General features: G+C 63.7%; 19 protein-coding genes. 8 read left to right on the top strand and 11 right to left on the bottom strand.

The features are described from left to right. Position 1: 1 nt before the first annotated feature. From APH25_RS09530 to arsC, 3 genes are read right to left on the bottom strand one after another with little or no spacing between them, the layout of a single operon-like run. Positions 2–415, bottom strand: coding sequence for a DUF2069 domain-containing protein (locus APH25_RS09530; RefSeq protein WP_060481739.1), 414 nt, complete (start codon positions 413–415; stop codon positions 2–4). Beyond that, positions 408–1,013, bottom strand: coding sequence for an NAD(P)H:quinone oxidoreductase (gene wrbA / locus APH25_RS09525; protein ID WP_060481738.1), 606 nt, complete (start codon positions 1,011–1,013; stop codon positions 408–410). The genes APH25_RS09530 and wrbA overlap by 8 nt, the downstream gene beginning before the upstream one ends. Further along, the gene (gene arsC, locus APH25_RS09520; protein WP_028635029.1) at positions 1,010–1,363 is read right to left on the bottom strand and encodes an arsenate reductase (glutaredoxin); all 354 of its coding nucleotides are present in this window, start codon (positions 1,361–1,363) and stop codon (positions 1,010–1,012) included. Before arsC ends, wrbA begins: the two co-directional genes overlap by 4 nt. A gap of 85 nt (positions 1,364–1,448) precedes the next feature. On the opposite strand from arsC, the gene APH25_RS09515 reads away from it, so the two are divergent. Then, positions 1,449–1,913, top strand: a complete 465-nt coding sequence (locus APH25_RS09515) for a TlpA disulfide reductase family protein (protein ID WP_028635030.1) — start codon at positions 1,449–1,451, stop codon at positions 1,911–1,913. Positions 1,914–1,989: 76 nt separating this feature from the next. Here APH25_RS09515 and APH25_RS09510 read toward each other — a convergent pair whose 3' ends face one another. Genes APH25_RS09510 through APH25_RS09495 form a run of 4 tightly spaced genes read right to left on the bottom strand, consistent with a single transcriptional unit; the run spans position 1,990 to position 6,663 of the window. Beyond that, positions 1,990–2,394 carry an META domain-containing protein gene (locus tag APH25_RS09510; protein ID WP_028635031.1) on the bottom strand — a complete coding sequence of 135 codons (405 nt, stop codon included), beginning with the start codon at positions 2,392–2,394 and terminating at the stop codon, positions 1,990–1,992. Beyond that, a complete protein-coding gene (locus tag APH25_RS09505; RefSeq protein ID WP_028635032.1) occupies positions 2,391–2,828 on the bottom strand; it encodes a hypothetical protein in 438 nt (145 codons plus the stop codon). The genes APH25_RS09510 and APH25_RS09505 overlap by 4 nt, the downstream gene beginning before the upstream one ends. A gap of 31 nt (positions 2,829–2,859) precedes the next feature. Beyond that, positions 2,860–3,849 carry a 2-hydroxyacid dehydrogenase gene (locus APH25_RS09500; RefSeq protein WP_060481737.1) on the bottom strand — a complete coding sequence of 330 codons (990 nt, stop codon included), beginning with the start codon at positions 3,847–3,849 and terminating at the stop codon, positions 2,860–2,862. A 60-nt stretch (positions 3,850–3,909) separates the two neighbouring features. Beyond that, positions 3,910–6,663 (bottom strand): response regulator, encoded by a 2,754-nt coding sequence (locus APH25_RS09495; protein ID WP_060481736.1) that lies wholly within the window; start codon positions 6,661–6,663, stop codon positions 3,910–3,912. Between the two features lie 191 nt (positions 6,664–6,854). Between APH25_RS09495 and APH25_RS09490 the strand changes: the two genes are divergently transcribed. The 7 genes from APH25_RS09490 to APH25_RS09460 all read left to right on the top strand — a co-directional run bounded on the left by APH25_RS09490 (position 6,855) and on the right by APH25_RS09460 (position 15,170). Next, a complete protein-coding gene (locus APH25_RS09490; RefSeq protein WP_028635035.1) occupies positions 6,855–7,574 on the top strand; it encodes a response regulator transcription factor in 720 nt (239 codons plus the stop codon). A gap of 3 nt (positions 7,575–7,577) precedes the next feature. Next, the gene (locus tag APH25_RS09485; protein ID WP_028635036.1) at positions 7,578–8,927 is read left to right on the top strand and encodes a sensor histidine kinase; all 1,350 of its coding nucleotides are present in this window, start codon (positions 7,578–7,580) and stop codon (positions 8,925–8,927) included. A 120-nt stretch (positions 8,928–9,047) separates the two neighbouring features. Beyond that, complete coding sequence (cysM, locus tag APH25_RS09480) at positions 9,048–9,947, top strand: cysteine synthase CysM (RefSeq protein ID WP_060481818.1); 900 nt, start codon at positions 9,048–9,050, stop codon at positions 9,945–9,947. After that, positions 9,948–11,306, top strand: coding sequence for a 23S rRNA (uracil(1939)-C(5))-methyltransferase RlmD (gene rlmD, locus APH25_RS09475; protein ID WP_060481735.1), 1,359 nt, complete (start codon positions 9,948–9,950; stop codon positions 11,304–11,306). Positions 11,307–11,405: 99 nt separating this feature from the next. Then, positions 11,406–13,646 (top strand): GTP diphosphokinase, encoded by a 2,241-nt coding sequence (gene relA / locus APH25_RS09470; RefSeq protein WP_028635039.1) that lies wholly within the window; start codon positions 11,406–11,408, stop codon positions 13,644–13,646. Between the two features lie 124 nt (positions 13,647–13,770). Further along, a complete protein-coding gene (mazG, locus tag APH25_RS09465; RefSeq protein WP_060481734.1) occupies positions 13,771–14,604 on the top strand; it encodes a nucleoside triphosphate pyrophosphohydrolase in 834 nt (277 codons plus the stop codon). Between the two features lie 26 nt (positions 14,605–14,630). Then, on the top strand, positions 14,631–15,170 hold the full coding sequence (locus APH25_RS09460; protein WP_028635041.1) for a DUF2058 domain-containing protein: 540 nt from the start codon (positions 14,631–14,633) through the stop codon (positions 15,168–15,170). 43 nt (positions 15,171–15,213) lie between these two features. Here APH25_RS09460 and APH25_RS09455 read toward each other — a convergent pair whose 3' ends face one another. The 4 genes from APH25_RS09455 to purM form a co-directional block, all read right to left on the bottom strand. Beyond that, positions 15,214–15,396, bottom strand: a complete 183-nt coding sequence (locus tag APH25_RS09455) for a hypothetical protein (RefSeq protein ID WP_028635042.1) — start codon at positions 15,394–15,396, stop codon at positions 15,214–15,216. A 201-nt stretch (positions 15,397–15,597) separates the two neighbouring features. Then, positions 15,598–16,308 (bottom strand): DUF3108 domain-containing protein, encoded by a 711-nt coding sequence (locus tag APH25_RS09450; protein WP_060481733.1) that lies wholly within the window; start codon positions 16,306–16,308, stop codon positions 15,598–15,600. Between the two features lie 8 nt (positions 16,309–16,316). Next, positions 16,317–16,970, bottom strand: a complete 654-nt coding sequence (gene purN, locus APH25_RS09445) for a phosphoribosylglycinamide formyltransferase (protein WP_028635044.1) — start codon at positions 16,968–16,970, stop codon at positions 16,317–16,319. Then, complete coding sequence (purM, locus tag APH25_RS09440; RefSeq protein ID WP_028635045.1) at positions 16,970–18,028, bottom strand: phosphoribosylformylglycinamidine cyclo-ligase; 1,059 nt, start codon at positions 18,026–18,028, stop codon at positions 16,970–16,972. Before purM ends, purN begins: the two co-directional genes overlap by 1 nt. Positions 18,029–18,236: the final 208 nt, after the last annotated feature.

Raw genomic sequence — 18,236 nt, 5'->3', positions numbered from 1 at the left:
CTTATCCCCCTTCACCCGCCATGCGCCGCTCATGCTGGAATTTCCAGCGCACATACAGCAATGCGGCAATGAAAAGCCCCAGGCTGATCAGCACTTCGGCCCAGCCAAACACCGCCCGCCCCGGGTCGAACGCGGCCAGTACGCCCTTGATGAAGTAGATGTTCACCACGAAGCACGTCCAGGCATGGGCCCGCGCGCTGCCTAGCAGCATGCCGGGCAGCAGCAACAGCAACGGGATCAGCTCAATCGCCAGGATCACGCCGACTCGGGCGCCGTGAAGGTTGGCGAACCACAGGTTGTTCACCACCAGCAGGGCGATCAGGCCGAAGAACAACGCCAGGCTCGTTGCCCGCGCCAGGCGCAGGCGCGGCGCCAGCCACTCCAGCGGCGGCAGCACCTTGGGCTTCTTAGCCACGCGCAGCCTCCAGGGCCTTGGCAGTGATCGCCAGACGTTGGCCCAGGGCACGGCACAGGGCGATTTCGTGGGTGTCCAGCTCGCGCTTGCCGTCGGCGCCAGCATGGTGGCTGGCGCCATAGGGGGTGCCACCACCACGGGTTTCCAGCAGTGCCGACTCGCTGTAGGGCAGCCCCATCACCAGCATGCCGTGGTGCATGAGTGGCAGCATCATCGACAACAGGGTGGTCTCCTGGCCGCCGTGCAAGCTGGCGGTGGAGGTGAATACACCAGCAGGCTTGCCCACCAGTTCACCGCCCAGCCACAGGCTGCTGGTGCCATCGAGGAAGTATTTCAACGGTGCTGCCATGTTGCCGAAGCGGGTAGGGCTGCCCAGCACCAGGCCGGCGCAGTGGCGCAGGTCGTCCAGGTTAGCGTACAGGGCGCCGCTGGCGGGGATGTCGGGCGCTACCGCTTCGCATTCGGTGGAGATGGCCGGCACGGTGCGCAGGCGCGCCTCCAGGCCTGCCAGTTCGATGCCACGGGCGATATGCCGGGCCATCTCGCTGGTAGCACCATGACGGCTGTAGTAGAGCACCAGGATGTAGGGTTCGCTCACGGCAAAATCTCCAGCACATGCTCAGGTGGGCGGCCGATCACGGCCTTGTCGCCGGCCACCAGAATGGGCCGCTCGATCAGCTTGGGGTGGCTGACCATGGCTTCGACCAGTTGTGCGTCAGTGAGTGCGGGGTTGGCCAGGTTCAGCTGTTTGTATTCGTCTTCGCCGGTGCGCAGCAGCCCGCGCGCGCCAATGCCCAGCTTGCCCAGTACGGCCCGCAAGGTGGCAGCATCGGGAGGTGTTTCCAGGTAGCGCACCACGGTGGGCGCCAGGCCGCGGGCCTCGAGCAGTTCCAGGGCGGCGCGGGATTTCGAGCAGCGCGGGTTATGATAGAGCGTCAGGTCGGTCATGTGGGGTCGCATCCAGCAGGGTGTGGCGGCTATTCTAACCGCAGCGACCGCCCCATTTGCTCTAAAACTCGAGAAGGATTGACCCATGGCAAGGCGTCTGGCAGCAGTACTGGCCATCACCGCAAGCTTGTTGCTCGGTGGTTGCGGTGCCGATTATGGCGTGGACCAACACGGTAATGCAGTGAAGGCCGAGCAGCTTGACGGCCACTGGCTGGTGCTCAACTACTGGGCAGAATGGTGCGGGCCGTGCCGTACCGAAATCCCTGAACTGAACGCTGCGGCCAAGCAGTGGGCGGCTGACGGTGTCAGGGTGGTGGGGGTGAACTTCGATGGCTTGCAGGGCCAGGACCTGAAGCAAGCAGCCGAAACCCTGGGTATTGGTTTCACCGTACTGGCCCAGGACCCGGCCGAGCGTTATGACCTGCCACGCAGCGAGGCGCTGCCGGTGACCTACATCATCGATGACAAGGGCAAGGTGCGCGAGCAACTGCTGGGCGAGCAGACCTTGGAAGGCTTGCAGGCGAAGATCAAGGCGTTGAAGGGCGCGTAAATAGGGCGAGCCGCATTTAGGGCGCGTTACCGAACCGGTGCGCGTGAGCACCGCTCAGCGTGCGGCCCACCACCCCTCACCCTTCCTCGGGCCACAAGCGCAGGGGCTTGCCCTCGGCAGGCCACAGGCGCAGCTGGTCCACAGGGGACATGTCCCAGCGCTGGACTGTTTCCAGCGCCTGCAGGAAGCGCTTTTCCTGCTCCATCAAGGCGGGTGCGCACAGCTTGCGGGTTTTGCCCACATGGCCGAAGCTCAGGCGCTCACCGTCAAGGGTGTAGGGCGCAAACCAGTGGTTGCACCCGGCGTTGCCGTAGGCACGGCCGTCGCTGGCCAGGGTCAGGGTCAGGTGGCTGTCGTCGATCAGTGGGCGCTCGCCGATCCACTCCAGCACATAGCTGCGCTCCTGTTGCAGCTTGGCAGGCTGTGCGGCGCAGCCAAGCAGGCCGGTGGTGATCAGCGCGCCGGTCAGCAGGTTTTTCATTGGGCACCCCCCTGGCAGCGCGGGCACAGGTGCTTCTCGTCGCGGCTTACCCAACCCAGCTCAGCGATGCGGGCACTGGCAGCAGGCTGGCGGGCTTTCTTGCCCAGCTTGGCGTCCACGGCGAATTCGAAATCCAGTACTGCCGCGCAGCTGTTGCACTCAACCTGCCAGTTGAGGATTTCCAGCTCGTTGAACACTGGGCCACTGGCCACGGCGACCCATTGGCCGCGTGGGTTGATCAGGTGGCGTACGCTTTCGACGGCCAAGCGCATGGACAGGTCCTTGCTGCCCTTGAGGGTCACCAGCAAGGTGTCGCCTTTGTGCATCGAGCCGCCGTTGCCTGTGACCTGATAACGGCCCGGCACCAATGCGCGGCACTCGATCAGGGTGTGTTGCGGGTTGAAAAGCGTGTAGCGAAAATCGTGTTCGACCATGGGTCCTCCAGAAATGCCGCGTATCCTAGCACTAACCCACCACCAGGTTCTGCGGATTGCCCGCCGCCCAGCGGTTGATGTTTTCCAGCGTGGTCTCGGCAATGGCCGCCAGTGCCTCACGGGTGAGAAAGGCCTGGTGGGCCGTGATGATCACGTTGGGGAACGTCAGCAGCCGCGCCAATACGTCATCCTGCAGGGGCTGGTCGGAGCGGTCCTCGAAAAACAGCTGGGCTTCTTCTTCATACACGTCCAGGCCCAGATAGCCGAGCTGGCCGCTTTTCAGCGCGTCGATCAGCGCTGGGGTGTCCACCAGTGCGCCGCGCCCGGTATTGATGAGCATGGTGCCGTGCTGCAACTGCGCCAGGCTCTGGGCGTTGATCAGGTGGTGGGTGCCTTCGGTCAACGGGCAGTGCAGGCTGATGATGTGGGCCTCGTGCAGCAGCTCGGGCAACGGTAGATAGCGAGCGCCCAAGGCCAGTAGGTCAGGGTTGGGGTAGGGGTCGTAGGCCAGCAACTGGCAGCCGAAACCGGCCATGATACGAGCAAAGGCGGCGCCGATCTGCCCGGTGCCAACCACGCCGACGGTTTTACCGTGCAGGTCGAAACCGGTCAGGCCATGCAGGGTAAAGTCTCCCTCACGGGTGCGGTTATACGCGCGGTGCAGCCGGCGGTTCAGCGCCAGTACCAGCGCTACCGCATGTTCGGCCACGGCGTGGGGCGAGTAGGCCGGCACACGTACCACGGCCAGGCCCAGGCGCCGTGCGGCGGCCAGGTCGACATGGTTGTAGCCGGCAGAGCGCAGGGCGATCAGGCGCGTGCCACCGCTTGCCAGGTGTTCGAGCACCGGCGCATCCAGCGCGTCATTGATGAATGCGCAAACCACCTCATACCCTTGTGCCAGGGTAGAGGTGTCGAGGGTGAGGCGGGCGGGCTGGAAGTGCAGGTCAGCACCGTAATGCTGGGCGGCCCGCGAAAAACTCTCCTGATCGTAATGCTGGCAACTGAACAGCAGTGCACGCATGTCTGGCTCCTTGTGTGTCCGTGGCCAACGGCGTGGAATGCTGCCCGTCGGCAATTAACCTCAGCCGGTCGACCGGGCTTGTGCAGCCAGGCGAGCGATTGCGCTGTCCAGTTCATCCAGGGCTTGGGTTGCCTGTGTACTGTCCTGCTTCAGCAAGGTTTCGCTGCGCTGGCAGGCCGCCCGTAGCTGCGGCACGCCGCAATAACGGGAGGCGCCGTTCAAACGGTGCACCTGTTCGATCAGCGCAGTGCGGTCCTGGGTATCACGGGCAGCGCGTATGGCCCTGCGGTCATCATCGAGCGCGGCCAGCAGCATGCTCAGCATGTCTGCTGCCAGGTCTGCCTTGCCGGCCGCCAGGCGCAGGCCTTCTTCGTGGTCCAGCACCTTCAGTTCGTCGGCGTTGGGTGGCAGCTCGGCCTGGGCCTGCTGGGGCGAACCCAGGCTAAGCCCGGTCCACTTCATCACCACTTGGGCCAGTTGCCGCTCGCTGATCGGCTTGGTCAGGTAGTCGTCCATGCCGGCGTGCAGCAGGGCGCGTTTTTCGTTGGCCATGGCGTGGGCGGTAAGGGCGACGATTGGCAGTGGGTTGCCACTCTGGGTGTTTTCCCACAGGCGAATCTGTTCGGTGCAGGCCCGGCCATCCATGCCGGGCATCTGCACGTCCATCAGCACCAGGTCGAAGGGTTGGTCCTGCACGGCCTGAACGGCAGCGTAGCCATTGTCCACCGCCACCACCCTGGCACCCAGGTCCTCGAGCAGGGTCTGCACCAGCAGCAGGTTGGCCGCGTTGTCGTCCACGCAGAGGATCTTTGGCTGGTGCTGGCCGTGAAGTGGGCTGGTTTCATTTTGCGGCCGGCGCGGTTGCACCATCTCCAGCAGCAAGCGGCGCAGTTTGCGGGTGCAGGAGGGTTTGGACAGCAGTTGGCCGTGCCCGTTGGACAGGTAAGGGTGGTACAGCGCTTGCTCGGTGGTGGGGCACAGCACCACGCACTGGCAGTGGTGGCGTTCGAGTTGCTGGTAGTACTCGCCCAGTTGCTCGGGCGAAAGGGTGCCCAGGTTGGCGCCCATCACCGCGAAGTCGAATGGCTGCCCCGCCTGGCTCGCGGCCTGCACTGCCTGCACCAGCTGATCGTACGACGCGAACTGGCTGACGCTCAGCCCGCAGTCCTGCAACTGGTGGTCCAGTGCCTGGCGCGCCAGTTCATGGCCATCGACGATGGCGGCCCGGCGGCCGAGCAGGGGTTGCAATGGCAGCGCTTCGACATCGTCGTGGGCCTTGGGCAGGTTCAGGCTTATCCAGAACTGCGAGCCTTCCCCGGGCGTGCTGTCAACGCCAATTTCGCCGCCCATCTGCTCGATCAGGCGTTTGGAAATCACCAGGCCCAGGCCGGTACCGCCGGGTTGCCGAGCCAGTGAGTTGTCGGCCTGGCTGAAGGCCTGGAACAGGGTGCGCACATCCTGGGGCGACAACCCTATGCCGGTGTCCTGCACGCTGATGCGCAACTGCGCGCTGTCTTCGTGTTCGTCTTCGAGCATGGCGCGGACCACGATCGTGCCTTCGCGGGTGAACTTGATGGCATTGCTGACCAGGTTGGTGAGGATCTGCTTGAGCCGCAGCGGGTCACCGATCAGTGACGATGGCGTGTCCCGGTAGATCAGGCACAGCAGCTCCAGCTGCTTGGCGTGGGCGGCCGGGGCCAGGATCGTCAGGGTGTCCTGGATCAGGTCGCGCAGGTTGAACGGAATGCTGTCGAGCACCAGCTTGCCGGCCTCGATCTTCGAGAAGTCGAGAATCTCGTTGATGATGCCCAGCAGGTTGTCGGCAGATTTTTCGATGGTGTTCAGGTAGTCCACCTGGCGCGGCATCAGCTCGCTTTTCTGCAGCAGATGGGTGAAGCCCAGGATGCCATTGAGCGGGGTACGGATTTCGTGGCTCATGTTGGCCAGGAACTCAGACTTGATCCGGCTGGCCTCCAGGGCCTCCTTGCGCGCCATGTCCAGTTCGATGTTCTGGATCTCGATGGTTTCAAGGTTCTGGCGTACGTCCTCGGTGGCCTGGTCGATGCTGTGCTGCAGCTCTTCATGGGCATTGTGCAGGGTTTCGGCCATGCGGTTGATGCCCCGGGCAAGTTCATCCAGTTCATGGCTGCCCATGGCCGGAAGGCGTTCTTCCAGGTGCCCGTCCTTGAGCTGGTTGACCGCATGCTTGATGCGTTCGATAGGGTGGTTGATGGCACGGCTCATGCGCAGTGCCAACAGCCCGCTGAGTACCAGGCAGGCGAGGATCAGCAGCAGGGTGGTGAACAGGTTGCGGTAGCCCCGTAGCAGCGTGCCGTCGTGGGACAGTTCGATCTCTACCCAGCCCAGCAAGCGTTCGGCTTCGGCCGGCACCGCTTCTGTGGCCAGGTCGCGATGGTGGCCGAAGACCGGCATCAGGTAACGGGTGGCGTCGTTGCCAGTGCGTTGCAGCAGCTGCGTGCCGCTGCCGCCGCTGGGGGGCTGGTTGAGCATGCTGGGGCCGGCATGGGCCAGCCGTGTGCGGTCCGGGGCGAGGAAGGCGACGGCACGCACGTCGGGCTGCTCCAGGGTCTGGGCAGCGATGCGTTCAAGTTGCGCGGGCGCCGGCCGCGCCATGGCGGGTGCAGCCAAGGGCGCCAGTTGCTCGGCGAGCATCTTGCCGCGTTGCAGCAACTGCGTACGCAGGTCGCTTTGTTGCAGCCAGGTAAAGTAGCTGCCCAGTACCAGCGCCATCAGCCCGGCCGGCAGCAAGGCCAGCAGAAGCACCCGGCTGCGAATCCCCAAACGATCGAGCACACCGCCTCCTGTCATGTGCCTGGACACCGTCGTGTGTGACGGCCAAGGGGCGACGTTACTCCGCCTGCCAGGCTAATGCACCTGTTTAGTCGGTGTTTTTGCCTTCTGTGGCCAAGCTGCACGGGATGCAGTTGCCTGTCGCCTACGGGATGCTGAATAATCTGGCAATTGAGAATAAATGGCAGTTGCCAATGAATCTTGTAGCGACGCCCAGCCCCGCCATCCTCGCCATTGAAGACGACCCCGTACTGGGCGCCTACCTCCACGAGCAATTGCAGCGCGGCGGCTTTCAGGTCACTTGGTGCCGCAATGGCCTGGAGGGCCTGGAAACGGCCAGCCGCCGGGTCTTCGATGTCGTGCTGCTCGACATCCTGCTGCCCGGGCTCAATGGGCTGGAAGCCCTGACCCAGCTGCGCAGGCAGGGCGCCACCCCGGTCATCCTGATGTCGGCGCTGGGCGCCGAGGCTGACCGCATCGTCGGTTTCAAGCGTGGCGCGGACGATTACCTGCCCAAGCCGTTCAGCATGGACGAATTGCAGGTGCGTATCGAAGCAATCCTGCGCCGCGTGCGCCTTGAGCGCCACTACCGGCCGCCGCTCCAGCATGCGGATCGGGGCGAACTGGAGTTCGACGAGGCGCACCTGGACGTGCGCCTGGCCGGCTGCGCGGCGGGCCTGACACCCAGCGAATACCGGCTGCTGGAAATGCTGACCCGTAATCCCGACGAGGTGCTGAGCAAACCCTTCCTGTACCAGCAGGTGCTGCAGCGGGGCTATTCGCAGCATGATCGTAGCCTCGACATGCACGTCAGCCAGCTGCGCCGCAAGCTCAAGGGCATCGGCTACGAAGGGCGGCAGATCCGTACCGTCTGGGGCAAAGGCTACGTGCTCAGCGCCCTTGAGGTGCAGTAGGCCGTGCTCGACCGGCACTCGCTGTTCTGGAAGCTTGCCATTCTGCTGGTGGGGTTCTGCCTGCTGATGATCGGGCTCAGCTTCACCTGGGGCCGGCATATGGAAACCCGCAACGCCTACCTCGACGAGGCTGCGCGTGCAGCGTTGCGCGCCTATGCGGCCGAGGCTGAGCACGCCTGGCGCAGCGGTGGGCGTGAGGGCCTGGACCGTTGGGTTGCGCAGATGCACCGGCGTGAGCACGGCTGGGTGGGTGTGCTGGACGCCAACCTGCGGCCGCTGGACAGCGCCACGCTCGATGCACAAGCCCTGCAGCGCCTGACCCGCCTGCGGGGGGTTGACTGGCCCATGAGCAGGCGCAGCGTCGACCAGCCGTGGATGCGTGTTCCGTTCCCGGGCGCCGCAGAGCAGGCCATGCTGGTCATCGAGCTGCCGCAGCGCTTCAACCCAGGCCAGTACCTGCTGCTGTGGCGCATCCTCACCAACGGTATCATCCCTGGGCTGTTCACCCTGCTGCTGTGCGTGGGCCTCTACCGCATGCTGATCGTGCCGCTGAACCAACTGCGCGAGCAGGCCAATGCCTGGCGTGCCGACCAGCTGTCGGCGCGCCTGGCACCACGCCTCCTGGCCCGTCACGACGAACTGGGCGAACTGGCGCGGGCATTCGACCAGATGGCTGAACGCTTGCAAGGCACCGTGGCTATCCAGCAGCAGTTGCTGCGTGACCTGTCCCACGAGATGCGCACGCCCCTGAGCCGCTTGCGCGTGGCCTGCGACAGCGAGCCCGAGCTACAGGGGTTGCGCGAGCGCCTGAGGCGAGAAGTGGACTGCATGCAGCAGTTGGTCGAAGGCACCTTGCAGTTGGCCTGGCAGGACGCCGAGCGTGCGCCGATGAACCTGGAGCCCATCGAGGTGCAGGCGCTGTGGGACCTGCTGGCCGAGAACGCCTGCTATGAGTGCGGCTGGTCACCCACCCGCCTGCACTGTGAGGTGCCCGCGGGCTGCTGGGTGCAGGGCAACCTCAATTATCTGGCCCAGGCGCTGGAGAACCTACTGCGCAACGCCATTCGTCACTCGCCCCCCGAGGGTATAGTGCGTCTGGGTGGGCGCAGGGAGGCGGGGTTCTGGTGGCTGTGGCTTGAGGATGAAGGGGGCGGAGTGGCCGAACAAGACCTGGAGCGCATCTTCGCGCCGTTCTCCCGGCTGGACGGCTCACGGCCCGGGGACGGCGGCTTTGGCCTGGGCCTGAGCATCGCCCGCAGTGCCATTCAGCGCCAGGGCGGCACCCTATGGGCGCGCAATGGGCCGCGTGGGTTGCGCCTGTGGCTGCGCTTGCCAGCCCATGTGCCAGGCTGAAATCAATGGCTGGGCATTTGATATAGCGTGTAGCTATATGCACCACAGATTGCGTGATATGGCGCGCAAGGGTTTGCCGGTATGATAGGCGCCCCTGCCGCCTGGATTGTGAAGCACACCATGACCTTGCAGTACCCAACCATCGCCGATTGCGTCGGCAATACGCCTCTGGTTCGCCTGCAGCGCCTGGCTGGCCAAACCAGCAATACCCTCCTGCTCAAGCTTGAAGGTAACAATCCTGCCGGGTCGGTGAAAGATCGCCCGGCGCTGTCGATGATCGCCCGGGCCGAACTGCGCGGCCAGATCAAGCCCGGCGACACCTTGATCGAAGCCACCTCCGGCAATACCGGTATCGCCTTGGCGATGGCGGCAGCGATCAAGGGTTACAAGATGATCCTGATCATGCCCGACAACTCCACCGCCGAGCGCAAGGCCGCCATGACCGCCTACGGCGCCGAGCTGATTCTGGTGACCAAGGAAGAAGGCATGGAGGGCGCCCGGGACCTGGCCGAAAAGCTTCAGGCCGAAGGCCGTGGCCTGGTGCTGGACCAGTTCGCCAACGGCGACAACCCGATCGCCCACTACAACAGCACGGGCCCCGAAATCTGGCAGCAGACCCAGGGCACCATTACCCATTTCATCAGTTCCATGGGCACCACTGGTACCATCATGGGCTGCTCGCAGTACCTCAAGGAGCAGAACCCGGCGGTGCAGATCATCGGCCTGCAACCGATGGAGGGCTCTGCCATCCCTGGCATCCGCCGCTGGCCAGAAGAGTACCTGCCGAAAATCTTCGATGCCGCCCGTGTTGATCGCGTCGTCGACATGTCCCAGCAGGAAGCCGAAGAGACCATGCGCCGGCTTGCCCGCGAAGAGGGCATTTTCTGCGGCGTGTCCTCCGGTGGTGCGGTGGCCGCCATGCTGCGTCTGTCCCGCGAGGTGGAAAATGCCACCTTGGTCGCGATCATCTGCGACCGTGGCGACCGCTACCTGTCCACTGGCTTGTTCGATCACAGCTAAATGTCCAAGAAAAAGAGCAACAGCGGCCTGCGCTTCCAGCCAGCCGGCGGTAACCGAAGCCCCCAGGTACCTGTGGGCAAGAAGCAGCAATTGACTATGGAGCGCCTGGCCGGCGACGGCCGAGGCATTGCCTTTCATGACGGGCGCACCTGGTTCGTCAGTGGCGCCCTGGCAGGTGAGGTGGTCGAGGCGCGGGTGCTCAGTGCCCGCGGCAAGGTGGTGGACGCGCGCTTGGAGCGGCTGCTGCAAGCCAGCCCCGAGCGCCGCGAGGCGCCATGCCGGCACTATGCCCGCTGTGGCGGGTGCAACCTTCAGCACCTGCCCCATGCGGCGCAGCTTGCGTTGAAACAGCGCACCCTGGCCGAACAGTTGCAGCGGGTGGCTGGCGTGCAGCCCGAGCAGTGGGCGCCGCCGCTGAGCGGGCCGGAGTTCGGCTACCGGCGCCGTGCGCGGGTGGCCGTGCGCTGGGACGCCAAGGCGCGGCACCTGGAGGTGGGGTTGCGCGCCGAAGCCAGCCAGGACATCGTCGCCCTCGACGATTGCATGGTGCTGGTACAGCCCTTGCAGTCGATTCTGCGGCATCTGCCAACCGTGCTGCGCTCGCTGGACAAGCCGCAGGCCCTGGGGCATGTGGAACTGTTCAGCGGCACTGCCGAGGCGGTGCTGGTACGCCATGTGGCGCCGTTGCCCGCCGAAGACCTGGCCCGGTTGCAGGCCTTCTGCGAGCAGGCCAGCGCCCAGTTGTGGCTGCAGGGGGAGGGTGAGCCTGCCCCGGTGACGCAGGGTGCACCCTTGGGCTTTGCCCTGGCGCCCTGGCAACTGGAGCTCGCCTGGCGACCAGGGGACTTCGTGCAGGTCAATGCCCAGGTCAATACGGCGATGATCGAGCAGGCCCTGGCCTGGCTGGCACCGCAGGCTGACGAACGGGTGCTGGACCTGTTCTGCGGGTTGGGCAATTTCGCCCTGCCACTGGCCCGCCAGGCGCGTGAGGTGGTAGCAGTTGAAGGCGTGCAGGCCATGGTCGACAGGGCCGCTGCCAACGCCCGAAGCAACAATGTGCATAACGCACGGTTTTTTCAGGCCGATTTATCGCAGCCTTTGGCCGGCTCCGGATGGGCCGCCGAAGGCTTTTCTGCGGTACTCTTGGACCCACCGCGTGACGGTGCATTCGAGGTGGTGCAAGGCATCGCCCGCCTCAAGGCCAAACGGCTGGTCTATGTATCGTGCAACCCGGCAACGTTGGCGCGAGACGCGCAAGTGCTGGTTGGGCAGGGGTACCGGTTAAAAAGGGCCGGGATTCTCGACATGTTTCCTCAGACGGCACATGTCGAGGCCATGGCGTTATTCGAAGCGGGCTAGCACGCTGCTGGCCCCTTGGTACGGCTTTCAAGGATTGGCAGCCGTGCGGTGATTGCCAGTGCATCCGTGGGGTGCGCTGTATGGAAAGGTAGAACAAAGATGGTACAGGTGAGAGTGCACCAGCCGGTCAACACCGACGGCAGTATCAATCTCGAAGGCTGGTTGGACCACGTGGTAAGCGTCGATTCGGCACTGGACCGCGCTGCGCTGAAAGACGCCTGCGAGTTTGCCCTGGACGTCGAGAAGAAGGGCAACCCTGCCAAGCATTCCTGGGCAGACGGTACCTCCAGCTTTCAGGCCGGGCTTGAAATCGCCGAGATCCTCGCGGACCTCAAGCTCGACCAGGACTCCCTGGTGGCAGCGGTCATCTACCGGTCGGTACGCGAGGGCAAGGTGACCTTGGCCGAGGTCAGCCAGCGCTTCGGCCCGGTGGTTTCCAAGCTGATCGACGGCGTGCTGCGCATGGCTGCCATCAGCGCCAGCCTCAGCCCCCGGCAGTCGCTGGTGCTGGGCTCCCAGGCGCAGGTCGAGAACCTGCGCAAGATGCTCGTGGCCATGGTCGACGATGTGCGCGTGGCGCTGATCAAGCTGGCCGAGCGCACCTGCGCGATACGTGCAGTCAAGGGCGCCGACGACGAGAAGCGCCTGCGGGTTGCCCGCGAGGTGTTCGACATCTATGCCCCCCTGGCACACCGCCTGGGCATCGGCCACATTAAGTGGGAACTCGAGGACCTGTCCTTCCGTTATCTCGAGCCCGATCAATACAAGCAGATCGCCAAGCTGCTGCACGAGCGTCGGCTGGACCGCGAGCGCTTCATCAGTGATGTGATGAACCAGTTGCAGAACGAGCTGCTGGCCACGGGCGTGAACGCCGATATCAGTGGCCGGGCGAAACACATCTATTCCATCTGGCGCAAAATGCAGCGCAAGGGCCTCGAGTTCAGCCAGATCTACGACGTGCGTGCCGTACGTGTACTGGTGCCGGAGGTTCGTGACTGCTACACCGCGCTGGGTATCGTGCATACGTTGTGGCGGCACATCCCCAAGGAGTTCGACGACTACATCGCCAACCCCAAGGAAAACGGCTACCGCTCGCTGCATACGGCGGTAATCGGCCCTGAGGGCAAGGTGCTCGAGGTCCAGATCCGCACCCACGGCATGCATGAAGAGGCTGAGCTGGGGGTGTGCGCCCACTGGCGTTACAAGGGCACCGACGTAAAGTCTGGCTCCAACCATTACGAAGAAAAGATTTCCTGGTTGCGCCAGGTGTTGGAATGGCACGAAGAGCTGGGCGATATCGGCGGCCTGGCCGAACAGCTGCGGGTGGATATCGAGCCGGACCGGGTCTACGTGTTCACCCCGGACGGCCACGCCATCGACCTGCCCAAAGGCGCCACGCCGCTGGACTTCGCCTACCGGGTGCACACCGAGATCGGCCACAACTGCCGGGGTGCCAAGATCAACGGGCGCATCGTGCCGCTCAACTACAGCCTGCAGACCGGCGAGCAAGTCGAGATCATCACCAGCAAGCACGGTAACCCGAGCCGCGACTGGCTGAACTCGAACCTGGGCTACGTGACCACTTCCCGGGCGCGGGCAAAGATCGTGCACTGGTTCAAGCTGCAGGCACGTGACCAGAACGTCGCCGCCGGCAAGACCCTGCTCGAGCGTGAGCTAAGCCGGTTGGGCCTGCCTCAGGTGGACTTCGAGCGCCTGGCCGACAAGACCAACGTCAAGACGGCAGAAGACATGTTCGCGGCACTGGGTGCCGGCGACCTGCGCCTGGCGCACCTGGTCAATGCTGCCCAGCAACTGCTCGAGCCCGAGCGCATCGAGCAGATCGAACTGGTCCCGCGCAAACCCAGCGGGCCGCGCGGTGGCAAGCGTGGCGATATCCAGATCCAGGGTGTCGGCAACCTGCTGACGCAAATGGCAGGCTGCTGCCAGCCGCTGCCGGGCGATGCCATCGTTGGCTACATCACCCAGGGCCGTGGCGTGAGCATCCACCGCCAGGACTGTGCATCGGTGCTGCAACTGGCGGGCAAGGAGCCCGAGCGCATGATCCAGGTGAGCTGGGGGCCGATCCCGGTGCAAACCTACCCGGTGGACATCGTCATCCGCGCCTATGACCGCCCGGGCCTGCTGCGCGATGTGTCCCAGGTGCTGCTGAACGAGAAAATCAACGTGCTGGCGGTGAACACCCGCTCGAACAAGGAAGACAACACCGCGCTGATGTCTCTGACCATCGAGATTCCAGGCCTGGACGCGCTGGGGCGCCTGCTGGGGCGGATCTCGCAGTTGCCGAACATCATCGAGACGCGGCGTAATCGTACCCCTTGAGACCGCGGCGCCTGCTTCGCGGGTAAACCCGCTCCCACAGGTAACGTACAGATTTCAAAACCTGTATCCGTCCTGTGGGAGCGGGTTTACCCGCGAAGAAGCCACCGCCGAAGGACCTGCCTACATGACCTACACCCTCGAAGACCTGCTGCACCTCATGGCCCGCCTGCGCGACCCGCAGTACGGTTGCCCATGGGACCTCAAGCAGAACTACGCGAGTATCGTCCCCCATACCCTCGAAGAGGCCTACGAGGTCGCCGACACCATCGAGCGCGGTGATTTCGAGCACCTGCAAGGTGAGCTGGGCGACTTGCTGTTCCAGGTGGTCTACTACAGCCAGCTGGCCCGAGAGGAGGGGCGTTTCGAGTTCGATGGCGTGGTCGACAGCATCACCCGCAAGCTGATTCGTCGCCACCCGCATGTATTCCCTACCGGCGAGCTTTATGTGCCGCTGGATACCCCCAGCCTGAGCGAGGCCCAGGTCAAGTCCCGTTGGGAGGAGATAAAGGCCGAGGAGCGGGCCGAGAAAAGCACGCCCGAGCAACTGTCGCTGCTCGATGACGTGCCGTCAGCCTTGCCGGCCCTGTCCCGGGCTGCCAAGCTGCAAAAGCGCGCCGCCACGGTCGGCTTCGACTGGCCGGCAGCGTTGCCGGTGCTGGACAAGGTGCGTGAAGAACTGGATGAAGTGTTGCAGGCCATGGCCGACGGTGACGCCGATGCGATGGAGGACGAGGTGGGCGATTTGTTGTTCGCTGCCGTCAACCTGGCGCGGCACCTCAAGCAAGACCCGGAAAACGCCCTGCGCCGCGCAAACCGCAAGTTCGAGCGACGTTTCCGTTTTATCGAGCAGGCATTGCGCGACAGTGGCACCCCTATTGAAGAATGTAACCTTGACGCGCTTGACGCCCTTTGGGGTGAAGCCAAGCGTCAGGAAAAGAACCTGCCCAGCTGCAGCTGAGCTGTTGCATAAGTGAGTGAACATTCATGAGCCTTTCCCTTCGCGACCAATTGCTCAAAGCCGGTCTGGTCAACCAGAAACAGGTCTCCCAGGCCAACAAGGCTGAGAAAAAACAAAAACGCCTGGAACACAAAGGCCAGGTAGAGGTGGACGACACCCAGCAGCGCCAAGCCAGGGAAGCGATGGCCGAAAAGGCCAAGCGTGACCAGGAGCTGAACCGCCAGCAGCAGGAAAAGGCCGAGCAGAAAGCCCGTGCCGCGCAGATCAAGCAGTTGATCGAAGCCACCCGCCTGCCGAAGCTCACCACCGAGGACTACTACAACTTCGTCGATGACAAGAAGGTCAAGCGCATTGCGGTCAATGCGCTGATGCGCAGCAAGCTGAGCAATGGTGCGCTGGCGGTTGTGTCCCATGGGGGCGGCTACGAAGTGATTCCGCGTGAAGCGGCGCTGAAGATCCAGGAGCGCGACCCGCACCGGGTGTTGCTGCTCAACACCCATGTGGAGGAGGCCGACGATGATGACCCGTATGCGGCCTACAAGATCCCGGATGACTTGATGTGGTAACAGCAAAAACCCCGCCTTGGCGGGGTTTTTCGTTCAAGAGGGGTCATTGCGTGGTGCGCTGCTTTTCCTGGTCTTCCAGCTCGACGCGGTACTGCTGTGCTTCGTGTTCGTTATGGAACATCCCAACCAGTTGACCTTGTTGATGGACGTCCCAGATCCGCACGCCAGCGGCCAGGCCTTCATGGGACATTTTCGATTCGTCGCGTTCGGTTACTTGGACTGTCATCGGTAAACTCCACATTTTCAGTTGGCTGCGACAGTATGTCGCACACCCCCTTTATAGAGTTTGTTAGCAGGCTAAGTAAATAAAATCGCCATGAAACAAGTTTCATGAAGCCTGCTGATGGCGCCTCTGCGCCCGCCCCACCATCGTCCATAAAAAAGCCCCGCTCAGGGCGGGGCTTCCGTTACTCAAGGCAAGCCCGGCTCAGTTACCCTTAACCGCCTTGCCATCGACCGTACCATCCTGCAGCACGATCACGTATTCCTTGCCGTCAGTTTCGACCTGACGCAGTTGCACCAGCAGGTAATCCCAGTTCTTGGCGAACCACAGCTCGGTGATGCGCTTGCTCTGGCTGGGGTCACGCACTCGCTCGACCTTGACGGCATCCACCTGGCCGGTCTTGGTGGTGACCTTTTCGGTGCCCAGTACGCGGAAGTCGTAGGTGTCGATCTCGTCGCCATCGACCACTTGGTAGGTCATGCTCTTCTTGCCAGCGGCCACATCATGCTGCAGCGCCAGCTGATAAGACGACTTGTCGAGTACGCCGCGGTTCAGCGGCAGGGTGATGGCATCGCCACGGTCAGTACCGGTCACCTTCTTGGCGGCCCAGTCGAAGTTCAGGTCAACCTTCTTCGCCTTGCCCAGGCCCCCGCGTTCGAAGTGGTACTGCTGGGGCAGCAGGGTATCGTTGTCCTGGCGCAGTGTGCTTTGCTCGGTCAGGCTGGCAATCATCATGGACGCCTTGAAGTTCAGGCTCCACGTGCCATTGGCATTCTTGACCAGGCTACGTTCAGCGGTACCGCTCATGGGCAACTGCTTCCAATCGGCGGTGTAGCTGGCCGAAAACGGCTTCAAGTCTGCTGCCTGGAGGGGCAGGGCAAGCACGGCTAGAGCCAAGAGCAAGGCACGACGCATAAAATCTCCTAGGATCGAATCAAGTGACCGCTGGCCGACAGGGGCTGGCCATCCAGTAATGCACCTTGTTCGCCAAGACGCAAGCGCCCTTCGGCAAACCAGCGCACTGCCAGGGGGTAGACCAGGTGTTCCTGACAGTGCACCCGCTGGGCCAGCGTTTCGACGGTGTCATCGGCGGCTACGGGCACAACAGCCTGTACGACCAGTGGCCCCCCATCGAGTTCCTCGGTCACGAAATGCACACTGCAACCGTGTTCCGCGTCACCGGCTTCCAGCGCCCGGCGATGGGTGTGCAGGCCTTTGTACTTGGGCAACAGGGACGGATGGATGTTGACCAGACGCCCCTGGTAGTGGCGCACAAAGCTGCCGCTGAGGATACGCATGAAGCCAGCCAGCACCACCAGGTGGGGTTCGAAACCGTCGATGCACGCCATTAGCGCAGCGTCGAAGGCCTCACGGCCTTCGTACTGGGTGTGATCGAGCACGACATGTTCGATGCCCGCCGCGGCGGCGCGCTGCAGGCCAAAGGCATCGGCACGGTTGGAAACCACCCCGCAGATGCGCACTGGGTTACCCGGGGCCTGGCAGCTGTCGATCAGAGCCTGCAGATTGCTGCCGGAACCCGACAGCAGTACCACGACATTGCAGAACGCGTTCGGCATCAGTGTGCCTTGAGGTTTTGCAGCTCGACCTGGGCTGCGCCCTCAGCGGCTTCGGTGATGTGGCCGATGACCCAAGGCTGCTCGCCAGCGGCACGCAGTTCAGCCAGGGCGGTTTCCACCTGGTCTTGCGCCACGCAGATCACCATGCCGACGCCGCAGTTGAGCACGCGGTGCATTTCGTGTTCGTCGACGTTGCCTTTTTCCTGCAGGAAGTCGAACACTGCCGGGCGCTGCCAGCTGGCCACGTCGATCACTGCCTGGGCGTTGGCCGGCAGTACGCGTGGAATGTTGTCCAGCAGGCCGCCGCCGGTGATGTGGGCCATGGCCTTGACTGCACCGGTGTTCTTGATCAGTTGCAGCAGCGGCTTGACGTAGATGCGGGTCGGTGCCATCAGCAGCTCGGTCAGGGGCTTGCCGCCCAGCTGGGTGCTTTCGACGTCAGTGGCCGATACCTCGAGGATCTTGCGGATCAGCGAGTAGCCGTTGGAGTGTGGGCCGGAGGACGGCAGGGCAATCAGGGCATCACCCGTGGCCACCTTGGAGCCGTCGATGATCTCGGCCTTTTCCACCACGCCCACGCAGAAACCGGCCAGGTCGTAGTCTTCGCCTTCGTACATGCCGGGCATTTCGGCGGTTTCACCACCGACCAGCGAGCAGCCGGCCAGCTCGCAACCGGCACCGATACCGGTGACCACCGTGGCCGCCACGTCAACGTTCAGTTTGCCGGTTGCGTAGTAGTCGAGGAAGAACAGCGGTTCGGCGCCGCACACCACCAGGTCGTTGACGCACATGGCGACCAGGTCCTGGCCGATGCTGTCGTGCTTGTTCAGGTTCAGTGCCAGGCGCAGCTTGGTGCCGACGCCGTCGGTACCAGAGACCAGCACCGGCTGCTTGTAGCCGGCCGGGATCTCGCAGAGGGCGCCGAAGCCGCCCAGGCCACCCATGACTTCAGGGCGTGCGGTGCGTTTTGCCACGCCCTTAATGCGTTCGACCAGTGCTTCGCCGGCGTCGATGTCTACACCGGCGTCCTTGTAGCTCAGGGAGGGTTGCTTGCTCATTGATCCAGGCCTTTAGAGGGAGGGATTCGTAGAAACGACCGTGATGGCCAGGGCTGGCTGCCTGATGGCGGCTGCCTGAACTTCAGTGGTCTGTGAAGGCGCGCGATTTTATCAGGGTTGCCGGGCAGCGGCCATCCTCACGCCGACGGGCAGGGCGGGAAATTGCTAAAAAACGTTTGGGGTGTTGCTGCGGTGTCTCGAAAGCTGC

This window comes from Pseudomonas sp. NBRC 111119 (assembly GCF_001320125.1).
Taxonomy (GTDB): Bacteria; Pseudomonadota; Gammaproteobacteria; order Pseudomonadales; family Pseudomonadaceae; genus Aquipseudomonas; species Aquipseudomonas parafulva.
This window is presented reverse-complemented; position numbering and strand designations above follow the sequence as displayed.